Source organism: Ochrobactrum sp. RH2CCR150 (assembly GCA_014138095.1).
Classification (GTDB): domain Bacteria; phylum Pseudomonadota; class Alphaproteobacteria; order Rhizobiales; family Rhizobiaceae; genus Brucella; species Brucella gambitense.
This window is the reverse complement of the sequence record JACGXE010000002.1, coordinates 641,204-653,708: the sequence shown is the minus strand read 5'-3', so window position 1 is coordinate 653,708 and position 12,505 is coordinate 641,204. Positions and strand designations below refer to the sequence as shown.

Genomic DNA, 12,505 nt, shown 5'->3' with positions numbered 1-12,505 from the left:
AATATGACGGCGCACCGGGGTACGCCGTCATAGAATTAAAACAGCTGTTTTGGCTGTTAGTACAGCAGGCGTGCGCGGATCGTGCCGGGGATTTCGCGCATGGCATTCAAGATGTCATCGCTGGCTTCGCCCACACCGTCAGCTTCCATAACGAGGTAACCGACTTCGCCGTCCGTCTGAAGAAACTGGCTGGCGATGTTGATGCCGTGCGTGGAGAAAATGTTCATCAGGCTATTGAGGATACCCGGACGATTTTCATGCACATGCATGAAGCGCGTGCCAGTCGGACGTGGCGGCAGCTGAACCTGCGGGAAGTTTACAGCGCCGAGCGTCGAGCCGACATCGGAATATTCGATCAGCTTGCGGGTGACTTCGATACCGATGCGCTCTTGCGCTTCTTCCGTCGAACCGCCGATATGTGGCGTCAGAATGACATTTTCGATACCCTGAATTGGCGAAACGAACTTGTCGTTGTTGGAAGCAGGCTCGACCGGGAACACGTCGATAGCTGCACCGGCAAGGTGACCTTCCTGCAGAACCTTGGCCAGCGCATCCAGATCGACGACCGTGCCGCGCGCATTGTTGATGAGGAAGGCGCCCTTCTTCATCTTGCGCAACTTGGCTTCGGTAATCAGCTTGGACGTGGACTTGTTCGACGGAACATGCAGGCTGACGACATCGGAAATCTTCAGCAGCTCATCAAGGCTCGCCGTTGGCTTCACATTGCCATATTGCAGCTTGTCTGACGTGTCGTAGTAACGAACGGTCATGCCGAGGCTTTCAGCCAGATTACCAACCTGCGAGCCGATATTGCCATAACCGATGATACCGAGCGTCTTGCCACGCACTTCGCGGCTGCCGGTCGCCGTCTTGTCCCAGCCACCGGCATGCGCCGATACCGAACGCGAGAAAATGCGACGCATCAGCATGATGATCTCGCCGATCACCAGTTCAGCGACGGAGCGCGTGTTGGAGAACGGCGCATTGAAAACCGGGATACCGCGCTTGCGGGCAGCTTTCAGATCGACCTGATTGGTGCCGACAGAAAAGCAGCCGACAGCCACCAGACGGTTCGCTGCAGCGAAAATCTCTTCGGTCAGCTGCGTGCGCGAGCGGATGCCGATAATATGCGCATGCGAAATCGCTTCGATCAGATCGGCTTTGTCCAGCGCTTTGGGCAGGTGCGTGACATTGGTGTAGCCGGATGATTTGAAGTATTCGACGGCAGTCGGGTTGATGCCTTCGAGAAGAAGAACATTGATGCGATCACGGGCGAAAGAAAGACGTTCGGTCATTGTCAGGGTTTCCAGGCTGGAACAGCAAACGGTCGGATTACGACATGAATGAAGCCAAATCTGTCGTCAATACGATATTTTCACGCACGTCAGCTGCTTGCGCGGTGGGAGGCCGCCAGTTCTTGTTGCGCGGGTGCTTTAACACCGGAGAACCGCCGGGTACAGATATTAACGCTCTAGCTCGCAAAAAAGTTAATGCTGATCAGCCTGCATCAGCCAGTCCTCATTCGGAGGGCTCGATTTTCCGGAATGTGCCGGGGCTGCGTCCCATCCATTTCTGAAAGGCGCGGTAGAATGCGCTGGGCTCGCTATAGCCGAGTTCGGCAGCCACTTCCGCCACTGTCAGCCTGTCCTCGGTCAAAAGCTGTTGGGCCGTTTTGAAGCGTAACTCGTCCTTGATTGTGCCAAAGCTCTGTCCTTCGGCTTTCAGCCTGCGCCGCAGCGTCGGCGCGGACATTTTCAACTGAATGGCTATATCCTCAAACGAGGGCCATTCCTGCGCGGGAGCGTGGCTCAGATGCGCCCGAACCCGCGAGGATATATCGTGGTCGTGACGATAACGGATCAGGATATTGGCCGGGGCCTCGCGCAGAAAACTTTCCAGCGCCACATCGCTGCGGATGATCGGCAGAGCAAGGTAGGATGAATCGAAAACCAGCCGAGTTACAGGTTGATCAAACAGCACCGGCGCACCGAAGAATTTTCGATAATCCTGCCGATCCTCTGGCGCGGGACAAGCAAAATCGAGCGTTCGCAACGGGATGCGTCGCCCCACCAGCCAGCAAGCCACACCCATCAGGATGAGCCAGTAAGCGCGATAAGCAAAGGCCGGGCGCGGCGGGCCCGCATCCGTCAGCACGACATGCGCCATGCCGTCGCGAATGCGCAATTCGCCACGCGGATCGTCCAGCACGACATTCAGGAACTGCAAGGCACGGCGCAAGGCGCGCTCCAGTGTGCCCGCATGCAGGACGGCATGACAGAGCAGATTGAAGCTGCCGGGCCGCATCGGGCGCGCTGCCAGACCGAAAAACTCATCATCGATGGTTTCGGCGATCAGCCACCACAGGCGGCCATATTGGATATTCGTGACCGGCTCGGTCAACCTGTCCGGCAAACCGACTGCGGCCATCAGTGGCGCGGTGTCGATGCCCCGATGGCGCACGCTTTCCAGAGCGTCCTCAACGAAGCCGGGCGTGATATTATGGCGTTCCATGGACTAAGCTATATTGCAAAAACGATCATCAATTAAGACCTCTAATGTCATTGTTTGCAATGATTGAGCGATTAACCTCACTATCGCAGCGTTCCAAGAGGAGTTGGAGTTGCGGTGAGAAGTCTGGGAGGAATACCGGAATGACTGAAGCGTCTGCTTTCACGCAGCATGTGCGTTATGATGACGCCGTGGCAAAGTTTGAACTCGATCAAGCCATCACACAGCTCGTGGGCAATCCCGACACCGGCCTCAATGGCTGCGTTGAATGCTGCGACCGTTATGTCGGTGAGAACCGGGTGGCGCTGCGCGCGATTTCCGCCGATGGCCAGCTGACCGAACTCTCCTTTGAAGAACTGCGCGATCTCTCCGCAAAGGTCGGTAATGTGCTGAAGGATGCAGGTATCGGCGCTGGTGATGTCGTTGCCGGGCTGCTGCATCGTACACCGGAGCTGGTTGCAACAATTCTCGGTGCATGGCGCATCGGCGCAGTTTATCAGCCGCTCTTCACCGCTTTCGGCCCCAAGGCGATCGACCATCGTCTCAAGACAAGCGACGCGAAACTGGTCGTCACCAATCTTGCCAATCGCAGCAAGCTGGATGAAGTCGAAAACTGCCCGCAGGTCGCAACGATACTCGCCCCCGGCGAGACGGCACCCGCCGGTGATATCGATTTCCGCGCAGCCCTTGCTGCAGCCTCCACCGATTGCCCGCCCGTCATGCGCAAGGGCGACGATCTGTTCATGATGATGTCGACCTCCGGGACGGCGGGCTTGCCAAAGGGCGTGCCGGTTCCGCTCTTCGCGCTGCTCGCTTTCGGCGCCTATATGCGCGAAGCCGTGGGCCTGCGTTCCGACGACATCTTCTGGAATATTGCCGATCCGGGCTGGGCTTACGGGCTTTACTATGCCGTGACCGGCCCGCTGCAACTTGGCATTGCCACCACGCTTTACGAAGGCGGCTTCAACGCCGAAAGCACCTACGACATCATCGAACGTCTGGGCGTGACCAGTCTGGCCGGTTCGCCAACCGCTTTCCGCCTGCTGATGGCGGCAGGCCCGGAAGCAGCGGCACGCCTCAAGGGGCGCCTGCGTGTTGTTTCCAGCGCGGGCGAGCCGCTCAATCCGGAAGTGATCCGCTGGTTTGATGCCAATCTTGGCGCGCCGATCCATGACCATTACGGCCAGACCGAACTCGGTATGGTAGTCAACAACCATCACGGCCTTGAACATTCGGTGCGTCAGGGTTCGGCGGGCTATGCCATGCCGGGTTATCGCGTCGCTGTTCTGGATGAAGCCGGAAATGAACTCGGCCCCAACAAGCCGGGTATCCTCTCTATCGATATCGCAAAATCACCGCTGCTCTGGTTCTCCGGTTATTACAAACAGGAAACACCAGCCATTGCGGGCGGCTATTATCGCACCGGCGATACGGTGGAATTCGAAGACGACGGGTCCGTCAGCTTCATCGGCCGCGCTGACGATGTCATCACCTCATCCGGTTATCGCATCGGACCGTTCGATGTCGAAAGCGCCCTGCTCGAACATCCGGCGGTCAATGAGGCGGCAGTCGTCGGCGTTCCCGATCCACAGCGTACGGAAATCGTCAAGGCATTCGTCATTCTCGCACCCGGTCATGAAGGCACGCCCGCGCTTGCCGAAGAGCTGGCGCAACATGTGAAGAAGCGGCTTTCCGCCCATGCCTATCCGCGGGAGATCGATTTCGTCAGTGAACTCCCGAAAACGCCAAGCGGAAAAATCCAGCGCTTTCTGCTGCGCAAGGCGGAAATCGACAAACAGCAACAGACAAAAGCCTGAGGTAACATTATGCAGATTCAAGATCGGGTATTTCTGATCACCGGCGCAGGTTCCGGCCTCGGCGCGGCTGTGGCCAGGATGGTTGTCGAAGCTGGCGGCAAGGTCGCACTTCTCGATGTCAATGCTGCGGCGGGTGAAGCGGCAGCGAAAGCGCTTGGCGCATCCGCTATTTTCCAGCGCACCGACGTTACGAGCGAAGCGGATGGACAGGCAGCCATCACGGCCGCGCTCAAAGCCTTTGGCCGCATCGATGCGCTCGTCAATTGTGCAGGCGTTGCACCAGGCGAAAAGGTGCTGGGTCGCGAAGGTCCACACAAGTTCGACAGCTTTGCGCGCACCATTTCGATCAATCTGATCGGCACGTTCAACATGCTGCGACTGGCAGCCGAAGCCATGGCGAAGAATGAGCCGGGTGACGGCGGCGAACGCGGGTTGATTATCAACACCGCCTCGGTTGCCGCCTTTGACGGCCAGATCGGTCAAGCGGCCTATTCCGCCTCGAAAGGCGGCGTTGCAGCCATGACCTTGCCCGTCGCGCGTGAACTGGCGCGCCATGGCATCCGCGTCATGACGATTGCGCCCGGCATCTTCGAGACGCCGATGATGGCAGGCATGCCGCAGGAAGTGCAGGACGCGCTCGGCGCATCGGTGCCGTTCCCGTCGCGTCTTGGACGCCCGGCTGAATATGCAGCGCTCGTGCGCCACATTGCGGAAAACCAGATGCTCAACGGCGAAGTCATCCGTCTCGACGGTGCGCTGCGCATGGCTGCGAAGTAAACCAATCATCAGGAAGCGAGGAACGATCATGTCCAACAGCGATCCTATTGTCATTGTCGGTGCAACCCGCACGCCCATGGGCGGCTTTCAGGGCGACTTTTCCGGCGCACTGGCGACCGATCTCGGCGCAGCTGCAATCAGCGGCGCGCTGGCCGGTGCCGGTCTTGCACCGGAGGCCGTCGAAGAAGTTTTCATGGGCTGTGTCCTGCCAGCAGGTCAGGGACAAGCCCCGGCGCGTCAGGCTTCGATCAAGGCCGGACTGCCTCTTTCGACCGGCGCCACGACCGTCAACAAAATGTGCGGTTCGGGCATGAAGGCCACCATGCTGGCGCATGATCTTCTGCTGGCCGGTTCAGTAGATGTGATCGTTTCGGGCGGCATGGAAAGCATGACCAATGCGCCATACCTGCTGCCCAAGGCTCGTGGCGGCTATCGCATGGGCCACGGCCAGATACTCGATCATATGTTCCTCGACGGGCTTGAGGACGCCTATGACAAGGGTCGCCTGATGGGTACTTTTGCGGAAGATTGCGCAGAAGCCTATCAGTTCACTCGTGAAGCGCAGGACGAATTCGCCATCGCTTCGCTGACTCGCGCCCAGAAGGCCATTAAAGACGGTCTGTTTGCGGCAGAGATCACCCCCGTCACCGTGAAATCAGGCCGCGCCGACCTTCAGGTTTCAATTGACGAACAGCCCGGCAAGGCGAAGCTCGACAAGATCCCCTCACTGCGCCCCGCGTTCCGCGATGGCGGCACGGTAACGGCGGCCAATTCATCATCGATTTCCGATGGCGCTGCCGCTCTCGTACTGATGCGCGCATCGGAAGCGGAGAAGCGCGGCCTGACCCCGCGCGCTGTGCTTGTCGGCCATGCCACCTATGCCGACAAGCCAAACCTTTTCGCCACTGCGCCTATTGGTGCAATCAACAAGCTTTCGGAAAAAATCGGCTGGAACCTCAAGGATGTCGATCTGTTCGAGATCAACGAGGCTTTCGCGGTTGTTGCCATGGCGGCCATGCGCGATCTCGACCTGCCGCATGACAAGGTCAATATCCATGGCGGCGCTTGCGCGCTCGGCCACCCCATCGGCGCTTCCGGCGCGCGCATTCTGGTGACGCTGCTTGCCGCACTGGAAACGCATGGTCTGAAGCGCGGCGTTGCTGGCATCTGCCTTGGCGGCGGGGAAGCCACCTCCATCGGCATTGAAAGGATCGTGTGATGCTTCTGACCGATACGCAGGAGCAGATCCGCGACGCAGTCCGCGATTTTGCACAGGAGCGTCTTGCGCCGGGTGCAGCAAAGCGTGACCGGGAACATGCCTTCCCGCGTGCCGAACTGACCGAAATGGGCGAGCTTGGCTTTCTCGGCATGCTGGTGCCGGAAGAATGGGGCGGTTCGGACCTCGGCATGGTCGCCTATGCCCTGGCTCTGGAAGAAATCGCAGCTGGCGATGGCGCCTGTTCGACCATTGTTTCCGTGCATTCCTCCGTTGGCTGCGTGCCAATCCTGCGTTTCGGCACAGAAGATCAAAAGCGTCGCTTTCTGCCCAAGATGGCATCGGGTGAATGGATTGGCGGCTTTGCGTTGACGGAGCCGCAGGCCGGGTCCGATGCGTCGGCCCTGAAAACCCGCGCGCGGCTCGATGGCGATCATTATGTGATCGACGGCTCCAAACAGTTCATCACCTCCGGCAAGAACGGCAGTGTGGTGATTGTTTTTGCGGTTACCGACCCGGCGGCAGGCAAAAAGGGCATTTCAGCCTTTATCGTGCCAACCGACACGCCAGGCTATGAGGTCATGACGGTCGAACACAAGCTCGGCCAGCATTCGTCCGACACCTGCGCACTGGCTTTCACCAATATGCGCGTGCCGGTCGAAAACAGGCTGGGTGCGGAAGGCGAAGGCTATAAAATTGCGCTTGCCAATCTTGAAGGTGGGCGCATCGGCATCGCCGCACAGGCCGTCGGCATGGCGCGTGCCGCTTTCGAAGCAGCCCGCGACTATGCCAAAGAGCGCATCACGTTCGGCAAGCCGATTGCCGAGCATCAGGCCGTTGCGTTCCGCCTTGCCGATATGGCGACGAAGATCGAAACAGCGCGCCAGATGGTTCTGCACGCCGCAGCCTTGCGTGAGGCAGGCAAGCCTTGCCTGACAGAAGCGTCTATGGCCAAGCTTGTGGCGTCTGAAATGGCGGAGGAAGTCTGTTCCGCCGCAATCCAGATTCACGGCGGCTATGGCTACCTTGCCGACTATCCCGTTGAGCGCATCTATCGCGATGTGCGCGTTTGCCAGATTTATGAAGGCACGAGCGAAGTTCAGCGGCTGGTAATCGCGCGTGGGCTTTAGCTCTTCAATACCTTGTCGTGAATGATCATGCCTGCCGCCATGGCAGCCACAAATAACCAGACCTGCGGCAAGCCGATAGACAAGGCCGAGACCGCAGGTCCGGGGCAGAACCCCGCCAGTCCCCAGCCGAGCCCGAATAGCGCCGAGCCAAGCAGCAGAGGCCGGTCGATCTGCGTTTTTTCAGACAGCTGAAAACTGTCGTCCAGCACCGGCTTTGTCAGCCTGCGTTGCAACATCACGCCCGGAACTGCCACCAGAAGCGCACCGCCGAGCACAAATGCAAGGCTGGGGTCCCAGTGACCGCTCGCTATGTTCAGAAAGCCCTGCACGCGTGACGGTTCGATCATGCCTGAAAGCGACAATCCGAACCCGAATAGCGTGCCTGCGAAAAGCGCTGCCGCGAGCCGGTAATAAGAAAACCTGTTCATAGAAGAACTCCCGCGAGGGTCGCCGCCGCAACACCTGTAATCAGAAAGGTGATCGTCGCGGCGATAGAGCGTTTGGAAAAGCGCGCCATGCCGAGGATACCGTGGCCAGATGTACAGCCGGAACCCATGCGCGTTCCGATGCCAACCAGAAGCCCCGCCACGATGATGACCGGCCAGGAAGCCACGATGGTTGTGGCAGGAAAGCTTCCGAAAAGGGCGGCATAGGCCACAGGTCCAAGAATGAGGCCAAGAACGAAAGCTGCATTGAGCGCGATTTGGCTTCCATTCAGCAACCGGCCGACAATCCCGCTGATACCGGCGATGCGACCGTTGAAGATCAAAAGAAAAATCGCGGCTGCACCGAGAAGCATGCCGCCCACCAGTGACTGAAGATAGCTCATCATGACAAAGCTCCGTTCGGAGCGTTATGGCAGAAGATGCCATACAGCGCCTCGATGAGCTGCGCCGCCTTGGTTTCCGTCAGTCGATAGAAAATCTGCTTGGCTTCGCGCCGGGTCTCGACGATGCCGGATTCGCGCAGCACACTGAGTTGCTGCGACAAGGTTGGCTGACGAATGCCCAACCCCTGTTCCAGTTCCCCGACCGAATATTCTTTTTCCGCCAGCGCGCAGGCCAACATCAGACGGGCCGGATGCGACAGGGTGCGCAGCAATTCCGCGACTTCGCCTGCGCGATTTTCCATCTGCTGGCGCGACATGCCGGGGCTGGTGTCCGGGGCACTGTTCATAGGGCAACTCCAAATTCAATATACACTTACATATAATGTATATTGTTAAAATCAAGTGCGGCATCTGGAGTTGCCTGAATGCAGAAATCACCGCCATCCTGACGAATGGCGGTGATCGACATATCAGCCGAGGAATTCCTGAACAGCGGTCAGTTCCGTCTGGCGCAATTCATGTCCGCCCGGATGCCAGACGAGATTGACGTCGGCTTTCTGGCTTTCAAAGTAGCGCGCCAGCGCTTCCGTGAAATCCGGCGGGCAGATAGGGTCCATACGGCCAGCCGTGATCAGGATTTGCGTGCCTTCCAAGCCCAGATTATCCGCCGGTTTGAACGGGATCAGCGGATGCAGAAGCACCGCCTTGTCGAATATCCTGCCCTTCTCGATCAGGAGATTGGCCATGATGTTGGCCCCGTTGGAATAGCCAAGCGCAATCACTTCTGACGGTTTATAGTCTTCGACCAGAGCGGCAATATACCTGGTCATCTTGTCTGTGGCGCGGGCAAGATCCTGCATATCGTAGACGCCCTCGCCCGTCCGACGGAAGAATCGAGCCGCACCAAATTCCGACACGTCACCGCGCGGAGAAATGATCGTCGCTTCCGGTAAAAGCTGTTCAGCCAAGCCAAAAAACTGGTTTTCATCGCCGCCCGTGCCGTGAAAGACAATGAACAGCGGCGCCCCAACCGCACCGGCCTTCAGCCGGTGCACGTAAGTCTGATCGGTCATGATTGGTCTCCTCAAGCGTGCTTAAATCTTGTCGAGATGCTCTTCGAGATAAGCACGAAGATGCTGGTGTTGTGACGGCAGCTTCAGAGCTTCGCCCAGATGCGCGGTATCCTCGTCGCGATCAAAGCCGGGTTCGTTGGTTGCCACTTCGAACAAAACACCGCCCGGCGTGCGGAAATAGATCGCCCAGAAATAGTCGCGGTCGATCACAGGCGTTACATTATAGCCGGTATCCATCAGCGCCTTGCGGACTTCGAGCTGCTTTTCGCGATTTTCGACCGCAAAGGCGACGTGGTGAACTGAACCAGCACCCTGCTGGTTGCGTCCGACAGAAGGCAAGGTCTGAAGATCGATCACGCCAGCCCCGTTGCCTTCTGGCATGATGAGGCGGGTGGTACCATCTTTCGTATCCAGCTTTTGATAGCCCATATAGTTGAGCAATTCGGATGTCGCACCCTCGTCACGCAAACGCATTGAGACCGAATGAAAGCCACGAATGGCATGGTCGGCATCGATGCCTTCATGCGCCCAGGGCTCGCGCGGATCGTCCTTCACCTCAACCAGAGCGAAACTGTCGCCTTCCGGACCGCGGAAGAAGACGCGCTTTTCGCCGAAAGCTTCATCTTCCGATTCCACTTTGACGGCAGACTGCGCGAAACGATCCTTCCAGAAATCAAGCGAACCTTGCGGTACTGCGAACACAGTGGTTCCCACCTCACCCGTACCATCGCGACCGCGCTGGATACCGGGGAACGGGAAATAGGTCATGACCGTACCCGGCGTACCGACTTCATCGCCGTAATAAAGGTGATAAACACTCGGATCATCGAAGTTCACGGTCTTCTTGACGCGGCGCAATCCAAGCACATCCGTAAAGAACTTGTTGTTCGAACGGGCGTCTGCTGCCAGCGATGTGACGTGATGGAGGCCTTTGATCTGATTAAGCATGGCGATCTCTCCTGTTGTGTTGCAGCAAGATATAATGATCGGAATGCATCTGGATATATTGACAACCATACACAGATTGTTTCCAGATGGAATACAATAAACGACCCCGACTATTAGGGTATGGACGCCGGGCCCTTAGAAAGTTTAGCTAGAGCATTTCCAGCAAAAGTGCGTAGCGGTTTTGCGTAGGACAATGCGTAAAAACAAATAGATGGAGCGGTTTCACGATTCCGTTTTGACCGGAACCACTCCAGTCCCTATCGCAATGGCAAAGAAAGGCCTCCCATGGCGTCCGGCTTGTTCGCACTTCTCGATGACGTGGCAGCAATCGCAAAAATGGCCGCGGCCTCTTTGGATGATGTGGCAGGACAAACCGCAAAGGCCAGCGCCAAGGCGGCGGGCATTGTGATCGACGATACGGCGGTGACGCCGAAATATGTCGTCGGCCTGAAGCCGGAACGGGAATTGCCGGTGATCTGGAAAATCACCAAAGGATCGCTGCGCAACAAGCTGATTTTTCTGCTGCCACTGGCGCTGATCCTCAGCTATTTCGCACCCGGCCTCATCATGCCGCTCCTGATGATCGGCGGCGCCTATCTTGCCTTCGAAGGTACTGAAAAGCTGGTCGAGTTCTTCATTCCCCATAAGGATGAGGAAAACACCGAGACCATGGCCTCCACTCCGAAGGAAATTGAAGCAACAACTGTGAGCGGCGCTATCAGGACTGATTTCATCCTGTCGGCGGAAATCATGGCCCTCACGCTCGCAGGTCTGCCCCCTTCGAATATCTACACACAGGCGGCAATCCTTGCCTGTGTCGCAGTGCTGATCACCTTCGCCGTCTATGGCGTTGTCGGCTTTATCGTCAAGATTGATGACATGGGTGTCGCGCTTGCCCGCAATGCCCATACCGAGTTCGGCAAGCGGCTCGGCAAAGGCCTTGTTGCGGGCATGCCAGTCGTGCTGAAAGTGCTCAGCACTGTGGGCACTGTCGCCATGCTCTGGGTTGGCGGCAGCATTATCGTGCACGGACTGGTATCAATCGGCATTCACAGTGTCGAGGAATTCATCCACAACATCGTCGCCCATCTGCCGACCGAAGGCAGCAGCTTTGCCGGTGCGCTCGAATGGATCGCAACCTCTTTCCTGCAGGCCGTGCTCGCCATTCTGATCGGGATCGTCATTGTCGGCATCGTCCATGCCGTCAAGGCAATCAGATCCAAATCCTGATCACGCCAGATAGCGCTTGAACCAGGCGATTGTTCTGTCCCAGGCGAGCTTCGCCGCAGCCTCGTCATAACGCGGCGTTGAATCATTGTGGAAGCCGTGATTGACGCCCGGATAAATATAGGCCTCGTAGGTCTTGCCGTTCTGTTTCAGGGCTTCTTCATAAGCGGGCCAGCCTTCATTGATCCCCTTATCCAGCTCTGCATAATGAAGCAGAAGCGGCGCCTTGATGCGCGGCACCTCGCTAACCGGCGGCTGGCGGCCATAGAACGGCACGGCCGCGGCCAGTTCGGGAAAGGCGACCGCTGCTGCATTTGCTACGCCACCACCATAGCAAAAGCCGGTAATCCCGACCTTGCCGGTAGTCAAATCGCTTTTCATCATGAAATCGACGGCAGCGAAGAAGTCATTCATCAGCTTGGTCGGGTCAACTTGCTGCTGTAACTCGCGGCCCTTTTCGTCATTACCGGGATATCCGCCGACCGAAGTGAGACCATCCGGTGCGAGTGCAATGAAGCCCGCCTTGGCAACGCGACGCGCCACATCCTCGATATAGGGGTTGAGACCACGGTTCTCATGCACCACCACGACAGCGGGAACCTTGCCCTGAGCCTTGGCCGGGCGCACGAGATAGGCGCGCACCTCACCGTTCCCTTCCGGAGAAGGATAGGTGATATATTCGGGCAGAATATCAGGATCGGTAAACTCAACCTGCTGCGCCATGGCGTAATTGGGGCTGAGCGACGCCAATATGGCGGTTGCCGTCATCGTACCGATGGCGAACTTTGCGGCCCGATCAAGAAACTCGCGTTTGCTGATCTTGCCATGCGCATAGTAATCATAAAGTTCGAGAAGTTCCTGCGGGAAGTCTTTTGCCGTCAGACGTGTCATGGTCAGCCCTTTCCTTTGAGGAAGATCAGTCTAACACAGGCCGTATTCTGGTAAATGACAGATACCCCGCGCAAACAAGCGCGGGATAT

The 12,505-nt window shown here is 57.7% G+C and carries 13 protein-coding genes; 5 read left to right on the top strand and 8 right to left on the bottom strand.

Annotated features, from left to right (window positions below; all coding sequences use genetic code 11):
• Nucleotides 1-56 precede the first annotated feature (56 nt).
• Nucleotides 57-1,295 (bottom strand): phosphoglycerate dehydrogenase, encoded by a 1,239-nt coding sequence (gene serA / locus FHW03_RS06645; protein WP_182519901.1) that lies wholly within the window; start codon nt 1,293-1,295, stop codon nt 57-59.
• 223 nt (nt 1,296-1,518) lie between these two features.
• On the bottom strand, nt 1,519-2,511 hold the full coding sequence (locus tag FHW03_RS06640) for an AraC family transcriptional regulator (RefSeq protein ID WP_182519900.1): 993 nt from the start codon (nt 2,509-2,511) through the stop codon (nt 1,519-1,521).
• 140 nt (nt 2,512-2,651) lie between these two features.
• Between FHW03_RS06640 and FHW03_RS06635 the strand changes: the two genes are divergently transcribed.
• The 4 genes from FHW03_RS06635 to FHW03_RS06620 are packed head-to-tail and all read left to right on the top strand — an operon-like array spanning nt 2,652 to nt 7,448.
• Nucleotides 2,652-4,325 (top strand): acyl-CoA synthetase, encoded by a 1,674-nt coding sequence (locus FHW03_RS06635; protein WP_182519899.1) that lies wholly within the window; start codon nt 2,652-2,654, stop codon nt 4,323-4,325.
• Between the two features lie 9 nt (nt 4,326-4,334).
• A complete protein-coding gene (locus FHW03_RS06630) occupies nt 4,335-5,102 on the top strand; it encodes a 3-hydroxyacyl-CoA dehydrogenase (protein WP_182519898.1) in 768 nt (255 codons plus the stop codon).
• A 28-nt stretch (nt 5,103-5,130) separates the two neighbouring features.
• Complete coding sequence (locus tag FHW03_RS06625) at nt 5,131-6,321, top strand: acetyl-CoA C-acyltransferase (protein WP_182519897.1); 1,191 nt, start codon at nt 5,131-5,133, stop codon at nt 6,319-6,321.
• Nucleotides 6,321-7,448 carry an acyl-CoA dehydrogenase family protein gene (locus tag FHW03_RS06620; protein ID WP_182519896.1) on the top strand — a complete coding sequence of 376 codons (1,128 nt, stop codon included), beginning with the start codon at nt 6,321-6,323 and terminating at the stop codon, nt 7,446-7,448. Before FHW03_RS06625 ends, FHW03_RS06620 begins: the two co-directional genes overlap by 1 nt.
• Here FHW03_RS06620 and FHW03_RS06615 read toward each other — a convergent pair.
• The 5 genes from FHW03_RS06615 to FHW03_RS06595 all read right to left on the bottom strand — a co-directional run bounded on the left by FHW03_RS06615 (nt 7,445) and on the right by FHW03_RS06595 (nt 10,298).
• Complete coding sequence (locus FHW03_RS06615) at nt 7,445-7,876, bottom strand: YeeE/YedE family protein (RefSeq protein ID WP_182519895.1); 432 nt, start codon at nt 7,874-7,876, stop codon at nt 7,445-7,447. The genes FHW03_RS06620 and FHW03_RS06615 overlap by 4 nt on opposite strands.
• Nucleotides 7,873-8,280, bottom strand: a complete 408-nt coding sequence (locus tag FHW03_RS06610) for a YeeE/YedE family protein (RefSeq protein WP_182519894.1) — start codon at nt 8,278-8,280, stop codon at nt 7,873-7,875. Before FHW03_RS06610 ends, FHW03_RS06615 begins: the two co-directional genes overlap by 4 nt.
• Complete coding sequence (gene bigR, locus FHW03_RS06605) at nt 8,277-8,624, bottom strand: sulfite-sensing transcriptional repressor BigR (RefSeq protein WP_182519893.1); 348 nt, start codon at nt 8,622-8,624, stop codon at nt 8,277-8,279. The genes FHW03_RS06610 and bigR overlap by 4 nt, the downstream gene beginning before the upstream one ends.
• A 123-nt stretch (nt 8,625-8,747) precedes the next feature.
• The gene (locus FHW03_RS06600; RefSeq protein WP_182519892.1) at nt 8,748-9,350 is read right to left on the bottom strand and encodes an alpha/beta hydrolase; all 603 of its coding nucleotides are present in this window, start codon (nt 9,348-9,350) and stop codon (nt 8,748-8,750) included.
• 21 nt (nt 9,351-9,371) lie between these two features.
• The gene (locus FHW03_RS06595; RefSeq protein ID WP_182519891.1) at nt 9,372-10,298 is read right to left on the bottom strand and encodes a VOC family protein; all 927 of its coding nucleotides are present in this window, start codon (nt 10,296-10,298) and stop codon (nt 9,372-9,374) included.
• Nucleotides 10,299-10,583: 285 nt separating this feature from the next.
• Here FHW03_RS06595 and FHW03_RS06590 point away from each other — a divergent pair, with 285 nt between their 5' ends.
• Complete coding sequence (locus FHW03_RS06590; protein WP_182519890.1) at nt 10,584-11,528, top strand: DUF808 domain-containing protein; 945 nt, start codon at nt 10,584-10,586, stop codon at nt 11,526-11,528.
• On the opposite strand, the gene yghX is transcribed toward FHW03_RS06590, so the two are convergent.
• Nucleotides 11,529-12,416: a YghX family hydrolase gene (gene yghX / locus FHW03_RS06585; RefSeq protein WP_182519889.1), complete on the bottom strand. Its 888-nt coding sequence runs from the start codon at nt 12,414-12,416 to the stop codon at nt 11,529-11,531.
• Nucleotides 12,417-12,505: the final 89 nt, after the last annotated feature.

Coding starts and splice junctions, on each gene's coding strand:
- bigR (WP_182519893.1), bottom strand. CDS start 8,624: ATGAACAGTGCCCCGGACACCAGCCCCGGCATGTCGCGCCAGCAGATG.
- serA (WP_182519901.1), bottom strand. CDS start 1,295: ATGACCGAACGTCTTTCTTTCGCCCGTGATCGCATCAATGTTCTTCTT.
- FHW03_RS06600 (WP_182519892.1), bottom strand. CDS start 9,350: ATGACCGATCAGACTTACGTGCACCGGCTGAAGGCCGGTGCGGTTGGG.
- FHW03_RS06625 (WP_182519897.1), top strand. CDS start 5,131: ATGTCCAACAGCGATCCTATTGTCATTGTCGGTGCAACCCGCACGCCC.
- FHW03_RS06610 (WP_182519894.1), bottom strand. CDS start 8,280: ATGATGAGCTATCTTCAGTCACTGGTGGGCGGCATGCTTCTCGGTGCA.
- FHW03_RS06590 (WP_182519890.1), top strand. CDS start 10,584: ATGGCGTCCGGCTTGTTCGCACTTCTCGATGACGTGGCAGCAATCGCA.
- FHW03_RS06640 (WP_182519900.1), bottom strand. CDS start 2,511: ATGGAACGCCATAATATCACGCCCGGCTTCGTTGAGGACGCTCTGGAA.
- FHW03_RS06595 (WP_182519891.1), bottom strand. CDS start 10,298: ATGCTTAATCAGATCAAAGGCCTCCATCACGTCACATCGCTGGCAGCA.
- FHW03_RS06630 (WP_182519898.1), top strand. CDS start 4,335: ATGCAGATTCAAGATCGGGTATTTCTGATCACCGGCGCAGGTTCCGGC.
- FHW03_RS06620 (WP_182519896.1), top strand. CDS start 6,321: ATGCTTCTGACCGATACGCAGGAGCAGATCCGCGACGCAGTCCGCGAT.
- yghX (WP_182519889.1), bottom strand. CDS start 12,416: ATGACACGTCTGACGGCAAAAGACTTCCCGCAGGAACTTCTCGAACTT.
- FHW03_RS06615 (WP_182519895.1), bottom strand. CDS start 7,876: ATGAACAGGTTTTCTTATTACCGGCTCGCGGCAGCGCTTTTCGCAGGC.
- FHW03_RS06635 (WP_182519899.1), top strand. CDS start 2,652: ATGACTGAAGCGTCTGCTTTCACGCAGCATGTGCGTTATGATGACGCC.